The 22917-nt window shown below is 49.9% G+C and carries 18 protein-coding genes, 1 tRNA gene and 1 pseudogene; 10 read left to right on the top strand and 10 right to left on the bottom strand.

Annotated elements, in window-relative coordinates; translation table 11 throughout:
• The first annotated feature begins 25 nt into the window (after window positions 1-25).
• The gene (locus J7438_RS15450; protein WP_209277251.1) at window positions 26-3607 is read left to right on the top strand and encodes a hypothetical protein; all 3582 of its coding nucleotides are present in this window, start codon (window positions 26-28) and stop codon (window positions 3605-3607) included.
• Entirely contained in the window at window positions 3604-3801 is a 198-nt protein-coding gene (locus J7438_RS15455; protein WP_209200733.1) for a hypothetical protein, read from the top strand. The genes J7438_RS15450 and J7438_RS15455 overlap by 4 nt, the downstream gene beginning before the upstream one ends.
• 90 nt (window positions 3802-3891) lie before the next feature.
• Here the strand turns inward: J7438_RS15455 and J7438_RS15460 are convergent, their stop codons facing one another.
• From J7438_RS15460 to J7438_RS15470, 3 genes are read right to left on the bottom strand one after another with little or no spacing between them, the layout of a single operon-like run.
• Window positions 3892-4119: an ankyrin repeat domain-containing protein gene (locus J7438_RS15460; RefSeq protein WP_353620143.1), complete on the bottom strand. Its 228-nt coding sequence runs from the start codon at window positions 4117-4119 to the stop codon at window positions 3892-3894.
• The gene (locus J7438_RS15465; RefSeq protein WP_209277253.1) at window positions 4116-5051 is read right to left on the bottom strand and encodes a hypothetical protein; all 936 of its coding nucleotides are present in this window, start codon (window positions 5049-5051) and stop codon (window positions 4116-4118) included. The genes J7438_RS15460 and J7438_RS15465 overlap by 4 nt, the downstream gene beginning before the upstream one ends.
• 43 nt (window positions 5052-5094) lie before the next feature.
• The gene (locus J7438_RS15470) at window positions 5095-6054 is read right to left on the bottom strand and encodes a hypothetical protein (RefSeq protein WP_209277254.1); all 960 of its coding nucleotides are present in this window, start codon (window positions 6052-6054) and stop codon (window positions 5095-5097) included.
• Between the two features lie 320 nt (window positions 6055-6374).
• Between J7438_RS15470 and J7438_RS15475 the strand changes: the two genes are divergently transcribed.
• Entirely contained in the window at window positions 6375-7634 is a 1260-nt protein-coding gene (locus tag J7438_RS15475) for a hypothetical protein (RefSeq protein ID WP_209277255.1), read from the top strand.
• Between the two features lie 317 nt (window positions 7635-7951).
• A complete protein-coding gene (locus tag J7438_RS15480; RefSeq protein WP_209277256.1) occupies window positions 7952-9976 on the top strand; it encodes a hypothetical protein in 2025 nt (674 codons plus the stop codon).
• A 74-nt stretch (window positions 9977-10050) separates the two neighbouring features.
• Here J7438_RS15480 and chrA read toward each other — a convergent pair whose 3' ends face one another.
• The gene (gene chrA / locus J7438_RS15485) at window positions 10051-11193 is read right to left on the bottom strand and encodes a chromate efflux transporter (RefSeq protein WP_209277257.1); all 1143 of its coding nucleotides are present in this window, start codon (window positions 11191-11193) and stop codon (window positions 10051-10053) included.
• 117 nt (window positions 11194-11310) lie between these two features.
• Between chrA and J7438_RS15490 the strand changes: the two are divergent.
• The 3 genes and pseudogenes from J7438_RS15490 to J7438_RS15500 form a co-directional block, all read left to right on the top strand.
• Window positions 11311-11454, top strand: a pseudogene (locus J7438_RS15490) (Mpo1-like protein); the annotation flags it as partial.
• 70 nt (window positions 11455-11524) lie between these two features.
• The gene (locus tag J7438_RS15495) at window positions 11525-12529 is read left to right on the top strand and encodes an SET domain-containing protein (RefSeq protein WP_209277258.1); all 1005 of its coding nucleotides are present in this window, start codon (window positions 11525-11527) and stop codon (window positions 12527-12529) included.
• Window positions 12530-12562: 33 nt separating this feature from the next.
• Window positions 12563-13861 carry a hypothetical protein gene (locus J7438_RS15500; RefSeq protein ID WP_209277259.1) on the top strand — a complete coding sequence of 433 codons (1299 nt, stop codon included), beginning with the start codon at window positions 12563-12565 and terminating at the stop codon, window positions 13859-13861.
• A gap of 330 nt (window positions 13862-14191) precedes the next feature.
• Here the strand turns inward: J7438_RS15500 and J7438_RS27785 are convergent, their stop codons facing one another.
• The gene (locus J7438_RS27785; RefSeq protein ID WP_286196617.1) at window positions 14192-14314 is read right to left on the bottom strand and encodes a hypothetical protein; all 123 of its coding nucleotides are present in this window, start codon (window positions 14312-14314) and stop codon (window positions 14192-14194) included.
• A 168-nt stretch (window positions 14315-14482) separates the two neighbouring features.
• On the opposite strand from J7438_RS27785, the gene J7438_RS15505 reads away from it, so the two are divergent.
• From J7438_RS15505 to J7438_RS28355, 3 genes are all read left to right on the top strand, one after another.
• Entirely contained in the window at window positions 14483-16315 is a 1833-nt protein-coding gene (locus tag J7438_RS15505; RefSeq protein WP_209277260.1) for an ABC transporter ATP-binding protein, read from the top strand.
• 11 nt (window positions 16316-16326) lie between these two features.
• Window positions 16327-18162 carry an ABC transporter ATP-binding protein gene (locus J7438_RS15510; RefSeq protein ID WP_209277261.1) on the top strand — a complete coding sequence of 612 codons (1836 nt, stop codon included), beginning with the start codon at window positions 16327-16329 and terminating at the stop codon, window positions 18160-18162.
• A 275-nt stretch (window positions 18163-18437) separates the two neighbouring features.
• Window positions 18438-19331 carry an ankyrin repeat domain-containing protein gene (locus J7438_RS28355; protein ID WP_353620144.1) on the top strand — a complete coding sequence of 298 codons (894 nt, stop codon included), beginning with the start codon at window positions 18438-18440 and terminating at the stop codon, window positions 19329-19331.
• 222 nt (window positions 19332-19553) lie between these two features.
• Here the strand turns inward: J7438_RS28355 and J7438_RS15520 are convergent.
• The 5 genes from J7438_RS15520 to J7438_RS15540 all read right to left on the bottom strand — a co-directional run bounded on the left by J7438_RS15520 (window position 19554) and on the right by J7438_RS15540 (window position 22909).
• Window positions 19554-19630: transfer RNA gene (locus J7438_RS15520), tRNA-Arg, on the bottom strand.
• Between the two features lie 129 nt (window positions 19631-19759).
• Window positions 19760-20335, bottom strand: a complete 576-nt coding sequence (locus tag J7438_RS15525) for a hypothetical protein (RefSeq protein WP_209200722.1) — start codon at window positions 20333-20335, stop codon at window positions 19760-19762.
• Window positions 20336-20423: 88 nt separating this feature from the next.
• A complete protein-coding gene (locus tag J7438_RS15530; protein ID WP_209277263.1) occupies window positions 20424-21038 on the bottom strand; it encodes a hypothetical protein in 615 nt (204 codons plus the stop codon).
• 95 nt (window positions 21039-21133) lie between these two features.
• Window positions 21134-21742 carry a hypothetical protein gene (locus J7438_RS15535; protein ID WP_209277264.1) on the bottom strand — a complete coding sequence of 203 codons (609 nt, stop codon included), beginning with the start codon at window positions 21740-21742 and terminating at the stop codon, window positions 21134-21136.
• Window positions 21743-21979: 237 nt separating this feature from the next.
• Window positions 21980-22909, bottom strand: a complete 930-nt coding sequence (locus J7438_RS15540; protein WP_209277265.1) for a GlxA family transcriptional regulator — start codon at window positions 22907-22909, stop codon at window positions 21980-21982.
• Window positions 22910-22917 lie beyond the last annotated feature (8 nt).

A 22917-nucleotide genomic window follows, 5' to 3' on the forward strand; every position in this document is an offset into this window, starting at 1 on the left:
TCAATCAAGTTCAGGGTTAATCTCTATGAATCATCCAGTCCCATCAACGACATCTGCCTATCAACCTGCGGCGACTTTCACCCGTGTTGACAGTGCTTCCGGCCAATCAGCAAAGGGCAAATTCAAGTCCCGGCAGATAGCGGCCAACTCACAGGCGCAGCAATTGATCAGGAGTGAAGAAAAGTTGTTCCAGTTGCGCAAGCAACTCAGTCTGCTGGAGCACAAATTGTCCGCCTGTCTAAACCAGCAGCCATCTGCATCCGTTGGGCAAAACAGTCAGCGGCCGGAAACCCACACGACCACAACCCCTGGAAAAGCGTCGTCTACCTTGCAGGTACCACAGACCTCTACCATCAGCTCCGGTACCACCATCACGCCATCAGCTACTCAACTGTCAGACAGCTCAATGGCAGTTACCACGACCACTGACAACGTCACCATTGCGCCGTTATCACAGTCCGTTACTGATAAACCGCTATCGAACATCACCCAGTCGTTCACCGACAGCACCAAAGGCATCACCCGGCTGTTCAATGAGGGGATTGAGGCAACTCGCAACCAGACACTGACACACATCCAGCAATTACCCACTGCTGATCAACAACAACACAGCATTCAGAAACGGATCGCGCTGGGTGACGGACTCAACAGCTTCAAGGGGCAGTTCAGCGACCACTTTCTGGATATTTTTCAATTAGCCCATAATGCCAGCCAGTCAATACGCTCAATAGCAACGGATGATGACCAGTCAATGCTGTCAGCCAGTAGCGGAATCACCAGCACACTGATCTCCAGCTTTCAGAACATGTATACGGCCATGGAAAATCTTCGCCTGCAGCTGTTTGTTGACGCCAACTACATTGACAGCCAATGGCTTAGCGGGAGAGACAGCAGGCAACCGGAGGCAACTGACAACCAGGGCAGGAATGCTTTGGCTGGAGACAACCTGGTCAAAGCCATCAAACAACAACCGTCGTCTCAATCCCCGGACAGCTTCGACCGTTTTATGGTGGATATGGGCCTGTTACTGGAAAGTCAGGACAAAATCCGGCAGTTGCACCAGGCAGAGACTGAGTCGACAACCAGCAACCCAGTGGCTCGCCAACAGGAACAGCTGTGGGCAGCAGCCATGAAGTTTACCCGGGCCGAGATCAGCCGGACACTGGTTGCCGATCCGGACAGAGCCCATAATCAACAGGTGTTAACCGATATTCTGCAGCGGGAAAAAGGGCTGTTTATTGATGACGTCCAGCAAATCCACCTGAACCACGGAGGCCGATTTGACGGCGAAATCACCCGGGCAGAGGCGGGCCCGGATGTACTCTTCCTGCCATCGACCTTCCTGGATGTTATTCGCGACCCGGATGGTTACCGCTCAGGCCGCCCCAACAAGCCAGCAAAAGACCTGGCAACTTCAGCCGGACAAAGCCACGGGCCAATGGGACATCAGCCGGGCAACACGACGGCCAGTCTTGAGCAGCCAGACACCGGTCGTCAAACCTCCGGCGATACTGCCGCAAACACCCACACCGGGAATTATCGATTGTCAGCGACCACCATCAAACAGTTTGTGGACAAGGCCCTCCACAATCAGTCACGATTCAACCAGGGCATTGCCGGGACCTACCACCAGGCACTGGCACAGATACGCCAATTGGCAGGCCCGGACACAAACCCCGGCAGTATTAAGAAACGCATCATTCTGGGTGATACGCTGAACCGGCTTAACAACCAGTTCAGCGACAGTTTTCGCCGTATTTTCCAATCTGGCGACCAGTCTATGAACACCCTGTCCTCACTTTCAGATGATGACACTCAGCCAATTGTTACCGGTAAAGCCCTTATCCGTGCCCAGTTGACCGATAAATTTATCGACATGTACGCCACTCTTAACGATGTTCGTCGACAGCTGTTTTTTGCTGCTGGCTATAGCGACAAGCAGACAATGAGCGCAGAGGACATACGACAGCTGGCAAGTGGCACCGATGATCGCACGGGCAGAAATCCATCGGCTTCAACCCACCTGATCAAGGTGCTGTTGCAACAGCCGACGGCATCCGATCCTGATGACTTTGACCTGTTTATGACCGACCTCACGCTGGCGCTGGAAGGTCGGGATGAGCGCAGCCAACTGCAACAGGCTGAAACAGAGTCAGGAACCGACAGTCCGGTGTTACAGGCGCGTGAAAGCCTCTGGTCAGCGGCCATGAATACTAACTCCAGCCGACACGTCGATAGCGATCTGCTGGCCAAACCGCAGAGCTCAGACAATCAACCGTTACTGGACACTGTCTTGCGGCAGGAGAAAGAGCTGTTCATTGATGACCTGCAAAAAACCTATCTGCGCAACCATGGTCATGGTGCCGATGAAGTCGCCCCTGGTGAAGCCGGTCAGGATGTACTTTACCTGCCGTCTACCTTTATGGATGTAATCAAAGATCCGGATGGCTATCGTGCTGAGCTGCCAAAACCGGTAAATCTGCAGCCAGCAAGCAGCAGGAACCAGAGTCACCCCAGAAAGCGCCGGGATCTCTCCGGGCAGCCCACCATCTCAGGGGCAAGCCAGCATAAAGGTATGCTGGCAGGCGCTGTGCAAACTCTGGGTCAGCTGGCTGGCTATCTGAATCCGCTGTCACTCCGGGGCAGTGCACCACCGGCAATTAACGGCAATCTCCAACAAAGCAGCAACGCCATCCTGACCCCGGCAAACTACCCGGTTGCCGGTACACTGATGCTGGCCAATCTGCTGGCCGCCAAAGTCAGTGGCCGCCCGCTATTGCCTCAGCACCAAGGGGTTGCAGCAGATAACAGCCAGAGCGCCAGGCTGATTGGACAACGACTGAACGCCACAAACCCGATTGACCATCTGCCAGCAAAAACCGTTCCCCTGACCAGAGAGCTGGCCAGCGGCAACTATGATAAAGCTCAATCCGGCTTTATGAAGCTGCCACTGTCTGAACAGCTGGAGCTGCTGGTATTGCTGGACAAACAGCCGGATCACCTGGGCCAGGATTCTTGTTCCGGACCGCTGCGGCAATTACAGGCCGATGCTCGCAGCCTGGCGGCAGCCAACACTGGTGAAATTGGCACCCGGACACCTGACTGGCAAAGCTTCAGGCTGAGCCAGAGAGCCTGGCAACTGTTTACCCACTTGCACGACACCAGGGTGGAAGCCTTGGGTGAAGCGATCAACCAACAGAAAATTACCAAACGAATTATCCGCGAAGGGATTGAGCAAAACCAGGAGAATGCCCACTATCTTGGTCAACTGGTGGTGCAGTTGCTGCCGCACCGGACCAGCGCCAGCGAACAGGCCAACCTGATGGCAACCGGCACCGAGTCCATGCCGACCGTGGCCGGGCTGCACCGGTTTACGACTAAGGGTATTACCGACATACTCAGCAGCTACCGCACCATCAAGTCGCTGGTCAGCGAACACTTCCCACAGCTGTTTGGCAACACGGTCAATGATCCCCAACTGCAAAATGAATTAATCGCCCAGATAGCACGAACCAGTCTGCAGGAATTACGGGGCAAAACCACAGCTGATGGCTGGCAACAGGTGGTCAGGGACAATATGCTGGCAGAGTTCGAGGAGTGGCTTTGAGCCAGGTACCCATGACCGACATAGTGATCGTGAGACCTGGTATTTACTGGACAACACAATACTTTCTGTTGCTCCCTTCCTTGCCAGGCATTGATCAGGAACTGCTGGCAGTAGGTATTGCCCTTCTCGGCAGCGATGTGCAGCGGGGGCATCATCTGCTGCCCGGGTGGCGTTCAGATCCGCCCCCTGCCTGATCAGAAGCTCGACGATCTCCTTGTATCCGTTCTTTCATGCCAACATCAAAGCAATGTAACCATCATTCTTTTTTGTGTCTTGTCTGCTGGCTAAAACTCACGCTTCATCAGCTCTGCCTCTACCAGCTCCTTAATTTCACCATGACACGCTTCAGGGGCTAACGCTATTAAAGACTGTTCAATATCAGCACCGTGTTCAATAAGACGTTTAACAACGTCAATATGCCCGGCTTTGATCGCCATCTGTATCGGGGTTTCGCCCTCGTCCGTTTTATGATTGATTTGGACATCAGCCCGGGTGAGTAATTTTTCCACTATTTCAGCGTGACCATAATAACAGGCACTGTGTTTTGATCCCTGATTTCAAATCCTTCAGGAGTCACCTTCAGAGATAGGAGATGCCTGCCGGTATTGAGATGAAAAAGGCGGCTGCCCTGTGCCGGAGTCGTTTTTGCAATCTTGTTTAATAATAGGCACAAACCGGGTTCGGTAAGCCCAATCGGGTATGCGGGAGTTGAGTGTAATATCGGAGTATTGCTATCAGCAGCTGAGGCAATCCATTGCGCCGTCTGCTCTGTATTTTGATCAGGCACTACTGTGTGCAACGTGGTGTTTTGCGGCACCTGAAAAGCCAGCAGTGATTCACAAAAAGGCCGCAGTTTTAATAAAAAAAGTGTCTGATGATCTTGCGTAGCAGGATCGTCTTTAAACATCTGCTGCGCAACTACAATGGCATCAGCCAGATGAGCGTAGTACTTATTCCAGCATACCCAGCCCAATGCCGGATCCTGGCTTAGGGTGCCCAATAGTTCATCATATTCCTCCGGACACCCCATCTGCTCGTATAGCACGTAGCTTGATGCAAGACCAAAGCAACAGCCTTTACTGAAATTATAAAGTCTTGCCTTATCCGTACCATCAAACCGGGTTGATAGTGACATCAGGTTCTTAAGCAAAAACGGATATCTTCTCTGCGGCTCTGATTTTGATTGCTCAATTTTCTGCTTTCTGGTTGACAGAAACTCTCCATAAGTAATCAGGTGGGTCAACGGCCTGAATATAATTCGCTCAGCCAGACTGCGTAAAAAAGTTGTTGATTGAGCGATTGCTGCAGACTGCCTGTGTAGAACGGTTTGACCACCGGTATTATTGACCTGCCGGTGTTTAAATCGCCCTGAATGCAGGTCCTGCTGCGGGAGTATCTGATCACACTGGACCCGATCAGTCGGCGGGAGTGGCTCTGTTTTCATAGACCTTCCTGAGTCACAACATGACCGGTCGCAAAATTTCGCTTCATTCCTCCGAGTGGTCACTGGTTGCTGGCCGCGATGGTTCCATCAGGATGCGATCACGAACTGACTTGTCCAGGCCTTGCAGCGCAGCGATAGAGGATGCCCAGAGTTTATTGGCAACCCCGCCCAGTACCCAGGCATAAAGCACCTGGGCCGCCAATACCGAAGGGGTCTGTTTGACCATGATTTTCTGGAAAATATCTTTATGGGACAAGCCCAGTGCCCGTGCGTTAGCGTGGGTTTTCAGAAAATTATTCAGCACCCCGACAACTCCGCCCAGACTTGTCTGGATCACCGTCATTTGTGCCAGGGATATCTCTCCGGCCTGATGACGGGCAATCAGATGGCGATCATTGCGATCCAGACTAAACATCAGGAAAGTACTGAGAAAATTGCTGGCACTGCCACGCACAGGGTGTGCCAGCAACCCTTGCAGGAAGTGCTGAGGTCCCACCGCTGATGTATTCTGCCGGACCTGTCGGTAGACCTGCATGGAGGTCATGGGCTGACTGGCACAGGTCATCATGGCCGACGAGGCCGCATCCACCAGCAGGGTTAACTTTTCCTGTGGCTGTTTTGTTGAAGGAATATCAGTCTCATTGATGTTTGCCAGCCTCTTGATGGCCTGCTCACTGGCCAAACGGGCTGTGTCAGCGATGAGATAACGAATGCCGGTACGACCCAGGGCAGGCAGCCACCCCCGTGACGAAAACATAAGGCGCAGCTCAGGCCGTTTTCCATCGTATTGTGACTGCATCAATGGCCTGGCCAGAGAGGTGGTGATTGGCGTATTCATCAAGGCAGGTAATAACATGCTGTTGCCTGCCCAGGCCGTCAGTGTGGTCAGCCGGTATCCCCAGGACAAGACCTGAACCTGCTTTTCTGCCGGTTGAATGTCCGCTTTTTTTGGGTGCTCTGCAAGGGTTGACGATGAAGAGGTCGCAGACGGTGATACAGGCATATTTTGACCTCCGGACAGGATATTTACGTTATAGTTGGATTTTCGGCTGGTGTCATGAAATTAAAATACTATTCTTATTACTCATTTATTGTTTCACCAGAACAACAACGCAATAAAAAACCATGCTTGCATCTGCACAATACTTTCAACCCCCGGGCACAAAACCTTCCTCATTGCCGGCACCTGATCATTGTAACCAGGCTGACAATTCAACAATTAAACGGATAGAAAAACACACTCAATATGACTGGGCAAAAACACTCACAAAGTCTATATTCCAAAGATTTATCAAACATGCACAGGCAGCACGATTTATTTCCATGGACTTATTACAATGGGAGTCATTAAAAGAAATCAGTACAATTTTAACCATCTGGGATACTCTGAAAAAACACATTCCCCACAGCCCTGATGATAAATTGATCGCTTTAGATGTGGGTGCGGGTCCAAAACCAAAACTGGGGGCATGGATAGCTTTAAATACTGACTGGCCAGTACTGTCCATTGACCCGGTATTACAAACACCTAAATCAGTACTGCCTGACAATCTGACGCTGATTGCCAAGCCTGTCGAAGAGGTCAATCTACCGAAAAAATATGATCTGTCAGAATATCATGTGATTGTTTTAATGATGCATGCCCATGTTTCAACGGATCAGGCATGCCTGCCAGTCAAGACTTGTAAACAGCTCTCATTGATCACTATTCCATGCTGCGAGTTTACTTCCAGACAGAACGACATTCATAACGTCCCCTTTGATTTTGAACTTGAAGCCAGAGATATGTTATCCGCCGGTGGCACTGTGCGGGTATGGTGTTCCAAATCCTTTCCTCTCATTCCGACTCGACCATTGCAGAAAGATAAATGTATTGGCATTGAAGATGTGAACGAAGTCCATCCGCTATACGCAGAAAAAAACGTTCAGCATATTAAAGTGGATACTGCCAATATATATTCTGAGTATGACGGCACTATTGAACATATTGATCATTTTATAAATCACTGGCAAAAATCACTACGCTATTCCCGACATCTAATGTCTGAAGATGTATATAGCAGACCCTGGTTATTCAAGAAAAATAATATGATTAGCTGGTTATCCCGAGCCATTCATATTGAGGGAATTGCAAAAAAAATATTGCCTGATAAATACGCTGACAGAAAGACTCAGGAGAGTGTATCAGTCGTTATTGTCGAAGCAGGAAGAAACCCCCGTTTTGGCGCATGGCTGTCCGGCAAACTGAAGAAAAAAATCATATCTATATGCAAACCCTCTGATAACAAGCAACTTTCACCTCACTGGAAGGTGGGTGTTAATCTTGAAATATGCAGCCTTGATGATCTGGATATTCAGAAAAAAAACTATGTAGTTATCGTTGTCAGTGACGAGTTTACGCCGGATGGGATTGTGCCTTTATTTCATCAGGCAAATCGACTGTCAATGATTTTTAATACCAGCTACCCATGTCATCGTCGTGGACAGATCAAACCAGATGAAAGCCAACTGATCTGGGACGTCATATCACCACTCAGAAGGTTTCATATCTGGCACTCAGTGCTTTTACCAGGCGAAACCTGAAGAGCTCCCGGTATTGGAACTATTCCCTTTTCGAGTGGTCATATATTGCACAATAATTCAAACTGTTGCTGAGTATCGATATGATCCATTCAAAATTAGCCCCATTCCCTCCCCTTGTTCATTTCAAAGATGTACTGAAAGCGAACAGTGAAACAGAAAAAAAGGTTAGCGCCGGTCTGTCTGTCACCCCCCCCGATATTGAGTACCAGCCTGCAAATTACCCAAAAAAAATCAGAGAATACAAGAACATTGAAAGCATCACCGCCCCCTTGCCAACCAATAATTCTGACAAGTTATTTGCTTGCATTGTGGAAAAAATGAATGAATTGATTAACAAGGATGCTACTGAATTGATTGATTATCTGAACAATGCCGACACGGTCGAAAAAATCAAATCACTGAATGCCGAAGAAACATCAAAGCTCACCTGGATACTGTTTAATGGCCTTAACCGCCCTGACCTCCAATCAGCTTTAGCCAGTCAAACCGGCCAATACCTGGTTTCCCGACCAACATCAGACCAGTTTATGGTGGGCTTCACAGGCTGCCTTATTGAAGATAGCGGGCTATTGAAGCAAGCAGAGCGTGCAGGCGAAAACGTCTGGCTGGATGTCTTTCGCGCTCAGAATGCATCACATCTGCCAGAAAGCTCTACCAGAAACTTATCGTTTCCTGTGGCCAGTGAAAATGAGGAGTACTTTGGGCTTGTTGATGGCAATGCAACAAAAAATATTGCCGAATCCTGCCCAATCTGCCGGATTCCACAGACGGATCCCGGTGAGCACAATAAAATTTTCCACCCGAACAATCTGATGGCATTTGGGCCCGATCACCAACTCACCACACTGATTTATGCACAGGACTTTTTAGCGTTCATGGCTGGCGACCAGTTAACTGCCGGGGAAAAAGATCGCCTGTTTCCACCGGTTCTGTGTCGCCTGTTTAATGAAAATGGCATCAATTACTCTGCCTTCAGTGAGAGTGCCCTGATTTTACCGGAAGCATTTCTCAGCCCTGCGCTATGCCAGGATATCGATAATTTACGAAACTCTGTCGTCCAATATATTGCTGAACACATATTCAATGATGTTGACACTCCTGAGAAACTTATAGCGCTTACCAGGTGTTGCCGTTCGATGATAGAGTTCAGTACTCAAATACCGGTACTTGCCAGGGTTGGTGCTGAGATAGAAGCATTACTTCAAGCGCAAAATACCCCAAAACCCAATGGCACCGTAGCGGATCGTTACTATGTCCAGAAATTTCCTGCTGCTATTCGATGGGAATCTATCCGTAGCGATGAACTCGACACTCCCAAACGTCTGCTCGCCCTGAATATGTCGCAACATCTCAATACCTACTCTTTCCTTGCTGGCAATAATGGCACGAACCATGAACAGCGCTTTTTCCAACGGGAACAAATGCAGGGCATCGTTCGCAAAGCCATGAACAAAGTCTGTGCAGACAGTGGTAGTGATTTACGCCCGGGCTCAGCGCCCATTTTTATTGGTTTTATTCCGCCGGACATTGCCAACGCTATTGCCAGACAGCACGGTTTTCTTGACAGCAACTGGGCCGGTAATTTTTTACACGGCAAATATTCTCACCCATTGGCCCTCACCTGCCTGGCCAATCTCGCTAACCTGGATCAGACCCTGTTGAAAACCATCGTAGATAAGAATTTTTGGTCCATCATTCTCGATCAAAACCCATACAATCTCATTGATATAGAACCTGCATTCCCGGACTTACCATTTTTACGTGTTAACCACAGGGCAGCAGTCGCTAACTTTGCTACTTCACCTTTTAAGCATCAACAATTACTCACCACCGGGCAGCTCTCGGTCAACCTGGAAGACATAGCCAAAGTGATTTCAATTCACCCTGTCGAAGCACAGGGTGAATTACTGCAAGCACTTACCCGGCGTATGGGGATGGAAGACACGTTAACATTGGATAAGCTGCAACAGATAACCGAAAATATCCGGGTTCTTGAAATGGTGTTGTCAACCAAACACTTGAATTCAATGGAGGCGATGTACAAGGTAGATACAGATTCCAAAGATTTACCAGGGCACTGGAGGATCGAAAGTCCTGAAGGATACCAAATTGGTAATATAACGCCCTCTGGTACTCAATTTGCAAGAATAAAAGCAACAAAATATTTCCATAAAGATGGCTATCAGATTAAAGGAATCATCAAAACTGATAAGAACAACATGTGTGATAAGAAGCTCAAATTGTTGGATATAACGAATGAGGAGAAGATTGAAAAATGTCACGCCTTTATCGTCTTTCCACCGGACTGTAAATACCAACAAAGTGAATTGAATAAAATGTAACTACATTTGATAACAAGACGATCAGGGCAGGCACTTTTCTAAGGTCCTGCCAATTTGAACATATTTGCGGTGGTTTAAAGGGCCAACACGCCAACGCCAATAAATATCACCACCAGCCAGAAAACAGAAATCTTCAATACACGAAGCAGGAAACAGCCAATCAGAACCAGAGCCATCGCCATTGCCGAATGAACCGCAGAGGTAAATACCGGCGAGTAAAGCGCAGACAGCAGCAGCCCGACAACAGCAGCGTTAATACCGGCAATCGCCCCGGCAATCCGGGCCCGTGCGGCCAGAGCCTGCCAGGCAGGAAGGACACCAATCACCAGCAGAAAACCGGGCAGGAAAATAGCCAGCGTCGCGGCAATAGCTCCCAGAACCGGAGTCGACCCGGAAGCAAAATATCCGAGATACGTAGCCAGGGTAAACATCGGGCCAGGTACCGCCTGGGCTGCGGCATAGCCGGTCAGGAAGGTATCGGTGCTGATCATGCCTTCCGTTGTGCTCTGCAGCAATGGCAGAACCACATGGCCACCGCCAAACACCATACTGCCCGCCTGATAGAAGTCACTGATCACGGCTGCCAGGGGGGAATAATCAGCCAGCAAAGGCAGGCCAAACAGCAAAATGGCAAACAGAATAAGTGGCCAGAAAACAAAGCGACACCTGATCTGACTGTCGTCATTACCCGGTAACCAGCGATAACCAATCAGAGCGGCTGCAATCAGACTAGCCATCTGAACCAGTATGCCAGGAAACACCAGCAACAGGGCGGCACTGAAAATACACAAACTAATAGTCAACTGACTTTTACAGAAAGACCGGAACATCTGCACAGTGGCATCCGCCACCACAACAACGGCCAGCAATTTCAAACCGGCAATCATCCCCTGATACCAGTCAGCAGACAGGAACAGCTGACTGCTCATGGCTACCACCAGCAGAATCGCAAAAGACGGTAAGGTAAAACCGGCAAACGCTGCAATGCCGCCGGGCAATCCTGCCTTCCGGTAGCCCAGGGCAAAGCCGATCTGGCTGGAACCGGGGCCTGGCAGGAACTGACTGAGAGCAATCAGTTGAGCATATTCAACATCGGTTAACCACTGGCGTTTTTCAACGAAGGTATTACGAAAATATCCGATATGGGCAGCCGGGCCGCCAAAGCTGGTCCAGCCCAGCAAGAAAAACCGCCAGAAAATAGTGAATAACTTAGCCACAGGCAACTTACCAGAATATTAATAATGTTATTAGCCGATGATAAACAGCTGTTGTTTATTATGTATATTGATTCTTTTGCCTGATCAAAAGCAATACCATTAATTATTCTGGCCCTGATTTTCGGCTATGCCTGTGCCTGGGTCGGGCATTTCTTTTTTGAGCACAACAAACCCGCCACCTTTAAATACCCTGTTTACAGTTTTCTGGGCGACTGGGTCATGCTTAAAGACTTTCTGATCGGGTGCTTTCGCAAAGGTTAACCCGGATATTGAATTTTCGGGCGAATATTGTGTCTGACCCAACACTCTTGTCAGCGTCAAGCGACCAATTATGCAGCCCAATACCTTATCATCTCAAGGGATGGCCAGTTTTGTGGAAGGCCAGTCATCCAACACTGGCAAACCAGAGGATAGCCCGCACCAGGGTGTGGCCTACGCCCGTAACGTCGTTGCTGCTCACAGTCGTTTACCCGGTCTCGCCCACCCGGGGCATGGCAGCGAACATGCCGTTACCGGAGAGCGACCCGCAGATGATGAAGACACACCGCCAGACACCGGCTTAATCGCCCGGGTAATAACAGAAACCGAGGCGTTATCAGTCCGGAATGAGTCGCTCCCTAATTGCGGCATCAGGGTTGTCACCGCTGGCAGTTATCCATCCGCTATGGCCAGTAAACCAATTGGCAAGCCGGTGATCTGTGACGATTCTGACCTCCCTTGTGGACACACCTACCAGCCATATTTCTGGATATCCCGTTGGGCCCATCGTCTGCTGGCTCCCACTATTGGGCAGCATGCAGGTATTCAGCGTTGGGTCATTGAACAGCTGCAGATGTCAGAGGCCGAGGTCCAGCAAGACTTTCTGGCGCGGTTTGAACACCGGCTGGTTGATTATGGTTTTACCTGTCCTGACAGCTCTGGCAGGCCAGAAAAAAATTACGGTGTATTTGCCAGCACGCCCTTAGAAGAAGGGGAGTTGCTTGGGATCTATTCCGGTTCTGGCAATTTCACGGTCCCCGTCTGTATTGCCACCAGGAGAGTTGCTGCCGGGCAGGAGCTATTGCTGGATTACTGTGTCGATCCTGATGCCGAACAACAAGCGATACTGACGTTGACCGCAGCTGAGGAAAGGGCAATTCATAACAGTAATCTGCAGAACCAGCTTGGCATGGCCTGTCTGGTCAATAGCGCTGTGCCGGGCGAAACGCCTATATCACCGTTTGTTGCCGCACCGGCTTATTATGTGTCGGAAGAAATTCGGAAAAACGGTCGGCGGGCAAGTCGCAAAAAACATCAGTCCCGGGGCATTGAATTTTCGGGCGAATATTGTGTCTGATTCAACACTCTTGTCAGCTTCAGGTGACCAATTATGCAGCCCAATACCTTATCATCTCAAGGGATGTCCAGTTTTGTGGAAGGACAGTCATCCAACACCGCTAAACCAGAAGATAGCCAGCACCAGGGTGTGGCCTACGCCCGTAACGTCGTTGCTGCTCACAGTCATTTACCCGGTCTCGCCCACCCGGGGCATGGCAGCGAACATACCGTTACCGGGGAGCAACCCGCAGATGATGCAGATACACCGCCAGACACCGGCTTAATCGCCCGGGTAATAACAGAAACAGAAGTTTTGTCAGCCCCGAATGAGCCGTTACCCCATGGCGGTATTAAGGTTATCACCGCTGGCCGTTATCGACCCGATGCGCTCAGCAAACCGATTGGCAAGACTATGGTCTGTGACGATTCTGATCTTCCTTGCGGGCACACCTACCAGCCATATGTCTGGCTATCCCCTTTTGCCCACCGTCTGCTAACTCCCACTATTGGGCAGTATGCAGTTATTCAGCATTGGGTCATTGATCAGCTGCGAATGTCAGAGGCTGAGGCCCGGCAAGACTTTCTGGCGCGGTTTGAACACCGTCTGGTTGATTATGGTTTTACCGGCCCTGACGCCTCTGGCGGGGCAGAAAAAAATTACGGCGTATTTTCCAAAACTAAAGTACCAAAAGGGGAGTTGCTCGGGATCTATTCGGGTATCGGATATGTACTCAACAAACCATCGTGGGCTAAGAAAAATCACAATTGGAAACTTGAATATTTGCATCAGAAGTTTACTGACGATATGCCAGATTTCATGAGTTACTGCCGAACCATGATGGCCGGTCTCAGGGGTAAAGAGCAAACGCAGCGCACGCTGTCGAAATACACTCAGGAAGGGGCGGTTAACGACCCCTTGAGTATGGTCGCCATTTTGCCGGACAACGAGCGTTATACGCCTTTTCACTTTGTGAATTCCGCCAACAGGACCGAAGATGTCAATACGTCTGTGGAGTTTATCGCTATCACAACCGGTTTTGGCAATTTTACGATCCCCGTCTCTATTGCCGTCAAGGGCATTGCGGCCGGACAGGAGTTATTGATGGATTACTACGTCGACCCTGATGCCCACAAACAATCGTGCCTGACGGGGACCGCAGCTGAGGAAAAAGCACGTTATAACAAGATTTTGCAAAGCCGTCTTGGCATAGTCAGAAAACTCAGTGATGATGTGCCCGGCAAAACGCCGATATCACCGTTTGTTGCCGCACCGGCTTATTATGTGTCGGAAGAAATCCGGAAACACAATCAGCGGTCAAGTCGCAAAAGAACATCACTCCCGCGACATTGACGTATTTCGCGATTGAGGTCGTGTGGGTGTGCTGACCCAATGGCACTGACTTAAGGGTGAAAGCCTTGTCATACGTGGGCTTTTAGGCACCCGGCGATTGGAACCACAAAGCACACAAAGAGCACAAAGGAAAAGAAAAGCTCTTCTTAGTGCTCTTTGTGTGCTTTGTGGTTCCAATTCAAATCTCTAAACCCGTATCAATCCCCATGTTTGCTGGGCTTTTAAGCTTAAGTCAGTGCCATTGGTGTGCTGACCTTGTTTTTTCGATAGTCCCTGGACGAGACTTTTCCTGCAGGTGCAGCACCCGCAACCACCTGTCGCTCACTTACGTCAGGCGTTGTATTTCAAGCGGTAACTATCAGCAACCATTCCCCTATCCGCCCCCCCTGGCCACATCACTGCCTCACCTCGAACACCGAATTCGGTAATCACCTCGTTGACGATAAGAATCATTTTCAGTTCAATGGTCGGTTATAAATTAGCACAATAGAACCAAATTAAATTCATCGCGCTTTCTTCCTCAGCATGCCAATATCTTCCTTAACAAGAAGTCGCAGCAGGCAACGCAGAAAGCGATATGAAAAGTGTTAAGCGCCCAGATTTCACCCAAAAGGCCGTTCATTGAAACTACTCTGGAAACTCCGGTTTATTCTGAAGGACTACTGGCAGCAATACCTGCTGGCCTTTATCTGTCTGCAAATTGTCTCTGCCCTGAACCTGTTGCCACCCTGGCTGATTGGCCATGTGATTGACAGTATAAAGGACAACAGCCTTACCAACCGGGAACTGGCCGGTTATGTTGCCGGGATACTGATTACGGGCATCGTCGTCTATGGCTTCCGATATATCTGGAGAGCCAAACTGTACGGTGCTTCCATTGAGCTGATCCGTCAGCAGCGCAGCCGGTTGTTTGCCCATTTCACCCGGCTCTCTCCGGAGTTTTATCAGCACCATACCACCGGTGACCTGATGGCCCATGCCACCAATGACCTCAATGCGGTTGAGGAGAGCGTTGGGGTCGGGATCATGACCCTGGTGGACTCCCTGATCGCCGGCTTTACCGTCCTGTTCGCCATGATATTCCTCGTCAGTGGTCAACTGACCCTGCTGGCGATGCTGCCTTTCCCGGTACTGGTCTGGGCGACCAAACGCTACGGTGTGGCATTGTACTCACGCTTTGGTCGCTCTCAGGCTGCTTTTTCCAATCTGAACGAAGAAACCCGTGAATCCATCACCGGTATTCGTGCGGTCAAAGCACACCAGTTGACCGAACGACAAACCCGGCGCTTTGAACAGCTGTCCATGGAGGCAGTGGCAGCGAACAGCAGCGTTGCCAGGGTCGATGCCCTGTTTGGCCCAAGTATCAGCCTGTTTTTCGGTCTCTCTTTTGTGCTGGCCCTGGTGGGTGGTGCCTGGCTGATCAGCCATGGACAGATGACGGTAGGCCTGTTAACCAGTTTCACCCTCTACCTTAGCCAGATGCTCGGCCCCATGCTGCAATTTGGCTGGCAGTTCAATGTCTTCCAGCGCGGCAGTGCTTCCTGGGGGCGTCTGGAAAAACTGCTGTCCCGCCAGCCAAAAGTGAGTAATGCTCCGGATGCACGACAGGCTCCGGACGACACCAGTCTTTCGATAAACATCCGGTCTTTTGGTTACGACTCCGTTGCTGACCAGAAGCCGGTACTCCAGGGTATCTCTGCCGAGATACCCGCAGGCGCATTTATCGGGATTACCGGTCGTACCGGCAGCGGTAAAAGTACCCTGCTCCGGCTGATCCTGCGTGAATTTGATCTGCCCGAAGGCTCCTCCATCCAAATGGGCAATATTCCACTGCCAAAGCTGAGTGTGGAATCCCTGCGGAAAAAACTGGCCTGGGTCCCCCAGGAGCCCATGCTGTTCTCCGGCACCATCACCGACAACATTCGCTTCTCCACACCGGATGCCAGCCAGCAAGCCGTCGAACAAGCCGCCAGACTGGCGGCTATCGATGACGAAATCATGGGCTTTAAGGATGGCTACAACACCTTGCTGGGTGAGAACGGCATCAACCTGTCCGGAGGCCAGAAACAACGTCTGGCACTGGCCAGGGCCCTGCTGGCTGACAGTGAAATATTGCTGCTGGACGATGCCTTCAGTGCCCTGGATATGAGAACTGAAGCCCGTATTCTGAAAAACCTGATGGCCATGAAAGGTAAGAAAACCATTATTCTGGTCACTCAGCGGCTACCCGAGCTGATTAAGGCAGACCATATTCTGGTACTGGATCGTGGTCGCATTATCGAGCAGGGCAACCATGAACAACTGCTCTCTAACGGTAAAGAAGCCACCGACCAGCCTGAACAGAATACGACCGAACACTGGTATGCAAAAATCTTCCGACAGCAGGCAAGAACCCTGCTGCAACCCCTGGAAGTGAAGCCCGATGCCGTGAACACACGGTCCGATGTTGCCTGAGGAATAATGCAGTGATCGCCAACGACGAGAAAAAAACATCAGGCTACCGGGGACTGGCCAGGCTGGTTCACTATGCCAAACCTTATCAATGGCCGTTTCTGGGTGCCTTTCTGATCCTGCTGCTGGCCACCAGCCTGGAAATGCTGGCACCGTGGCTGATGAAGATCATTCTGGATGAACATATCGCCCCCGGAGTGAATGATGCCCTTCATGACTATATGGGCCTTGCCATCATGGGTGCAGCCCTGTTTGGTACTTATCTGGGTTCAGCCATTTTACAATACATACAAAATGTGATGTTTCAGGAAAATGCCCTGAAGGTAGTGCACGACATTCGACGGATGCTATTCGCCCATGTGCTGAAGCTGCCCATGCACTATTTTGACAGCGAACCAACCGGCCGTCTGGTGTCCCGTATTACCAATGATTCGGAAGTACTGCGCCAGATGTTTGTGGGCGTTATTCCGGCGATTCTGCAGGCCTTTTTCCGGGTGGTGGGTATCTTTATTGCCATGGCTCTGCTGGATATCCGACTGATGTTGATGACGGCGCTGCTGATTCCCGTCATGCTGCTGGCGATTCACCTCTACCAGAAAATCAGCCACCCCGTCATTCACGGAGTTCGCAGCCAGCTGGCCAACATCAATACCCGTGTCAACGAATCCCTTAATGGCATGCGTATTATCCAGGCGATGGGACAGGAAGCGCATCTGCAACAGCAGTTTGACCGGGACAATGAACAATGGAGCCAGCTCAAGCAAAAGAACATCCATATCGACAGCCTGCTGCTGATGCCTTTCACGCACCTGCTCAATGGTATTGCCCTGGCAGTTGTGGTGGGCTGGTTTGGCTACCGGTCCGGATTTTCTCTGGTCGAAGTGGGTACGCTCTACGCCTTTATCAATTACCTTGGGCGATTCTTTGAACCTTTCCGACAGATCACCATGCAAATGAGCAGCCTGCAGCAATCTCTGGTGGCCTCGGAAAGACTGTTCCAGGTATTGAACGAAAAGACAGAAGACACTCACTATGGTCAGGGCGATAGTCAGAGCCCGGAGATTCATAGCGGTAAACTGGCATTCAATAACGTAACACTGTCTTATGACTCGAAAAACCTGGCGCTGGATAATGTCAGCTTCACCGTCGAGCCGGGGCAGTTTGTCGCCATTGTGGGTCACAGTGGCAGTGGTAAAAGCTCGGTAATCAACCTGTTGATGCGCTTCTATCAACACCAGGAAGGCCAGATTCTGATCGATAACCAGCCTTTGTCCACCCTGCCGGAAGACACATTGCGCCAGGGTTTGGGTCTGGTATTCCAGGAGCCTTATATTTTCAGTGGCACGATGGCCGAAAATATCAGCCTGAACCATCGCCAGATCACCGATGAACACATTCAGGCAGCGGCCAGAAAAGTGCATGCGGACCCGTTTATCCGGGGGCTGGAAGAAGGCTATGAACATAAGCCCGGACCCGGAGGCAAAGCACTGTCCACTGGTGAAAGGCAGCTATTGTCGTTTGCCAGGACCATTGCCCAGAATCCGAAAATTCTGCTGCTGGATGAAGCCACCGCCAATATCGATGGTGAGACAGAGCACCATATTAAAGAGGCGCTGATTACTCTGCGGGAAAACCGGACCACCATTGCCGTGGCTCACCGCCTGTCAACCATTCAGGATGCCGACCAGATTCTGGTGATGGATAAAGGCAAGATTGTTCAGCGTGGCACCCATGAACAGCTGCTGCAACAGGAAGGACACTATCGCGATCTTTACCTGGCACAGCAGACTGAAGAGCAGCTGGGCAGCACTGCGCAGTCAGGCCTGATGGTGACCGCAGCCAGCGCCTGATAACCCGGCCAAAAACAGGCAGTCATCACTCCCCCAGCTTCCCGGAAACAGAAAGTCCCTTAATGGCTGCTTGAGGGTATTCTCAACCAGGAGGCTGACCGAGAATAGCGCCCTTCCAGGCACCCCCGTAGCGAGGATGGCAGTTTTTCTATTTCTACACGAAAGTTTGAACTTTTCCGGTTTTTTGTAACCTAATTGCAAATGCACTATAAGGAGTAGACTGACCTATGAATTCTTCAGCAGCCCAATCCGAACTGTGCCAGTATTTAGGGGATATGATCTCGGAAGAAAGAGCATATGAAGATGAATGTCCCATCTGCGCCGAACCCTACTATGGGCGTCAAGTATCTCCCGTCATCGTGACTGAATGTAAGCATCGCTATCATTTGGACTGTTTCGCTAAAGCTATGCGTGCAATACCTATAACCTCTCGCTCGTCGTGTCCGAATTGTCGGCAATTTCCGTTACCGGTGGTACGAGAATCGGGTGCCTTGCTTCATGAAGACTCCCCCTATTGCGCAGATCTGCCATTTGAAGCCTGCAGAACTGGAGACGTGGAGACGTTACAAGAATTGTTGACGCAGGATAAAACCATTGCCCAAAAGAAGTACAGTTCTGAAATTTTAGGAATGACTTATTATTTACTGCACATCGCCGCCAAAAAGGGGCATCTCGCCTGCGTGCAAACCCTGATTAATGCTGGGGCAGATGTCAACGCCGCCCTGCCTAATGGCGCTACCCCTTTGTACCTTGCTGCCCAAGAGAACAAGAACAACATCCTGCAAGCCCTGCTCAATGAAGGGGCGGATCCCAACTTCTCTCCGATTTCGGATGGTTCCACCCCTTTGCACGCCGCTGTCTGGAAGAACAACATAGCCTGCTTGCAAACCCTGCTCAATAGCGGAGCTAATATCAACGCTGCCAAGACTTCAGGAGCCACCTCTTTGCACATGGCCGCCTACAATAACAGCGTAGACAGCTTGGAAACCCTGCTCAATGGCGGGGCTAATATCAAGGCTACCATGACTCCAGGATTGACCCCATTGAAAATCGCTGTCCTGCTGAACAATGAGCCCTGCCAGCAAGCCCTGATCACTGCCAAGGAGAAACTAAAGGCCGCTCAAAAAAAAGATGGGGAATATTTTAACATTACTAAAAAACTACGATAATCAGAATTATCCGGGTTTAACTACATCGTCAACGTCACTGCTTACCGGAGTAAGTCATACGCAAATCTTCTGTAGGGATTAACCAATTTGTCACAAACCTGTTTTTTGTCAGTGGCAGAGCCAGCCTCCTGACAGCCCCTTGCGTAACAACACGACAGAAGTTTAACAGCCACTGTTTTGCGGGCAAAAAAAAGCCCATCATCAAGATGGGCTTTTCTGATATGGCGCGCTCGGGAGGATTCGAACCTCCGACCGCCTGGTTCGTAGCCAGGTACTCTATCCAGCTGAGCTACGAGCGCGCTGCGTCAACGAGGGCGAATCATACTGAAATTCCTGCCGGAGTCAACAACAATCGTTCAACTCACTGGCAGAAAAGCTGACCTCGGCAAAGCAATTTAGAGAAAAACTCAGCAGCCCTGAGCAGACTGTCAAGGCTGTTTGTCACCATAGAGGAAATCATGCAACTCTCTAAACTGATGGCGAAGATCGCTCAACATAGTTTTGGAATGATCTTCAGCACATGAATGCCCATCTCGTTTTATTTCATCGTAGGCAAATCCAGTGGTTACCAGGCCGTAAATTCCAAAATTAATACCCTCAGCAATCAGCATGGTTGGGTTTACAAGCACCGGCAAAGAGGCCACGACCCCAGCCGCACCAACGATTTGACCAGGAAGCCAGCCAAGATTAGCACCCCGGTGGAAATCTTTGATGACGTATTCCTTCAGGGGCTTTGTTGACTTCTCGCACAGGCCCAGCTTTGCTCCTGCCGCTCTGGCCAGCTTGACAGAGCCACCTCTTACGGCACCGACAGCAGCACCACCGACACCAAATATGACCTCAGTACTTATGCTTAAGGACTCAAATAAAACGTAGGGAACAGCTATAAACAACTTGCATACAACTCGACCAAAGCATTTTGCCGCTCTTACCGATGCCTCTCCAGTTGAAGGGATGGGTGTTGTTGTTGCATTAGGACTGACAGGAACGGTTACAGAATCCATTTTATACTACCTCCATTAATTTTATTATTGTCCCTGCTGCAGGAATTAACTGCATTCGCGCAGGGAATCAATCGCACTCATTAAACGACTATTTTTTAGGGAATAAATTGCTCGGTTTGTAAGTAGTGTCCTCCTTTTTATCACCATAAAGGAAATCATGAAAATCTCTGTTCTGTTGGCGGATAGTTTTCAAGAAATTTTTGGTATTATCTTCCGTTTCTGAGTGTCCAGAGGATTTGATTTCCCGGTAGGCAACGACTCCATCTGCAATGCCGAATGCTCCAAAAATAACGCCACAAACACCCAGTGTGGCAGGATGCACAAGCAGAGGCATAGCGACCACCACCGCAGCCGCTCCAACGATTTGACCAGGAAGCATACCAACATTAGTACCCCGGTAGAAATCTTTGATGATGTATTCCATCAGGGGCTTTGTTGATTTCTCGCACAGGCCCAGCTTTGCTCCTGCTGCTTTGACCAGCTTGACAGTACCACCTCTAACGGCACCGACAGCACCACCACCGGCACCAAACAAGGCTTCAGTGCCTAAGCTAAAGGCTTGAAACACAAGATAAGGAACAGCTACGAACATCTTGCATACAGTTCGACCAAAGCATTTTGCAGCCCTGAACGATGCCTCTCCGGTTGAAGGTATCGGTGTTGTTGTTGCATCAGGACTGACAGGGACGGTTACAGAATCCATTTTATGTTACCTCCATTAATTTTATTATTGTCCCTGCTGCCGGAATTAACTGCATTCGCGCAGGGAATCAACTGCGTTCATTAAACGACTAATTTTTAGGGAATTATATCGTTAGGGTTGAAAGTACTGCCCTCATCCAGTTCACCATAAAGGAAATCATGAAAATTTCTGACCTGTTGACGGGTACCTTTCAATAAATTTTTGGAAAATTCTTCCGTATCCGAGTGTCCAGTGGCTTTGATTTCCTTGTAGGCAATGACACCTTCTGCAATGGCGTATGTGCCAAAAACAGCGGCACAAACACCAAGTGTGATGGGGTGCGCAAGCAGCAGTAAATTGGACGCCACCACAGCTGCTCCAATGATTTGACCGGGAAGCCAGCCAACATTAGCACCCCGATGGAAGTCTTTGATGATGTATTCCTTTAGAGGCTTTGTTGACCTCTCGCACAGGCCAAGCTTTGCTCCTGCCGCTCTGGCCAGCTTGACAGTGCCACCTCTTACGGCACCGACAACAGCGCCACCGGCACCAAATATGTGTTCAGTGCCTAAGCTAAAAGCGTGATACAAAACATAAGGAACGACGATGGCCATCTTGCATACAATTCGACCAAAGCATTTTACAGCTCTGACCGTTGCCTCACGAGTGGAAGGGATAGGGTTTATTGTTTGATCAAGACTGTCAGGAACACTTACAGCATCCATAATACGCTACCTCCATGAGCTTTATTAGGAATTGGATTACCAGTTAACAATTTGTCTTGCCATAAATCACTAACAGGTTAGTCAGATACGATAACAGTCAACAATGACGGCCCAGTGAGGTAAACCGCGTCATCATCGGCAATTCTTTACCCACATCAATAATGTTGTTTTCCTGCTCCGAATAGCATCAATCAAGGTCAACTGCTGCGATACACTCCAATTGTTTAACAACGGATGTCACGGCTTTTGGCTTCGCAAGGCTTGTGGTGGCAGTCCAAAGGTGCGTAAAAAAGCTCTTCTCATATGATTACGATCACTAAAGCCGGTTTGTCTTGCCACCTCTTCTACGGAATGCTGGCTTTGTTCGAGTATTGAGCGTGCGGTTTCAACACGGATGCTTTGTACAGCTTTAGCCGGTGTTTGGCCGGTTTCCTGGTAAAAACTGCGACTGAACTGCCGTGGGCTCAGGTGAGCAACAGCGGCTAACATTTCTACATTAAGATCTTTGGGCAAATTTTCACGGATATAGGAGATCACTTTCTGCATGCGATCCGATTCGGGGGACATTTCCAGCAAGTTAGAATATTGCGATTGGCCGCCTGTGCGACGATGGTAAACCACGAGTTTACGAGCGACATTTTTTGCCAGTTCAACGCCATGATCATCTTCCAGCAGTTGTAACGACAAATCGATACCTGCCGTCATTCCGGCCGACGTCCAAAACGCCCCGTCTTTAACGAATATTTTGTCTGCATCAACCTTGATCTGAGGATATTGTCGGCCCAGCTCAGCGGCACTGTGCCAGTGCGTGGTAACCTGACGACCATTAAGCAGCCCGGCTTCTGCCAATAAAAAAGTCCCCGTACAAATCGCTACGATACGGCGATAGCGTTCAGGTGCATCCCGGATAAATTCTATTAATTGGCTGGGTGTGGGATGCGGATGCTCACCGCCTCCCACGATGAGAGTGTTGCCCCCGTGTTGGTGCAGGCTGCCACTATGCACGTTCATACCAGATGATGTGTTTACCGGGCCGCCATTGAGAGAAATAAACTCGACGTCGTATAGCATCGCTCTTTTGACCTGGTTGGCAGTCTCAAAAACCGACGTGGCGGCCAGGGCCATGACAGAGTAGCCCGGATAAAGTAAAAAACTGATACGTCGCATATCGCTCC

This window comes from Thalassotalea sp. G20_0 (genome assembly GCF_017744175.1).
In the GTDB taxonomy this organism is placed as follows: Bacteria; Pseudomonadota; Gammaproteobacteria; order Pseudomonadales; family Endozoicomonadaceae; genus Endozoicomonas.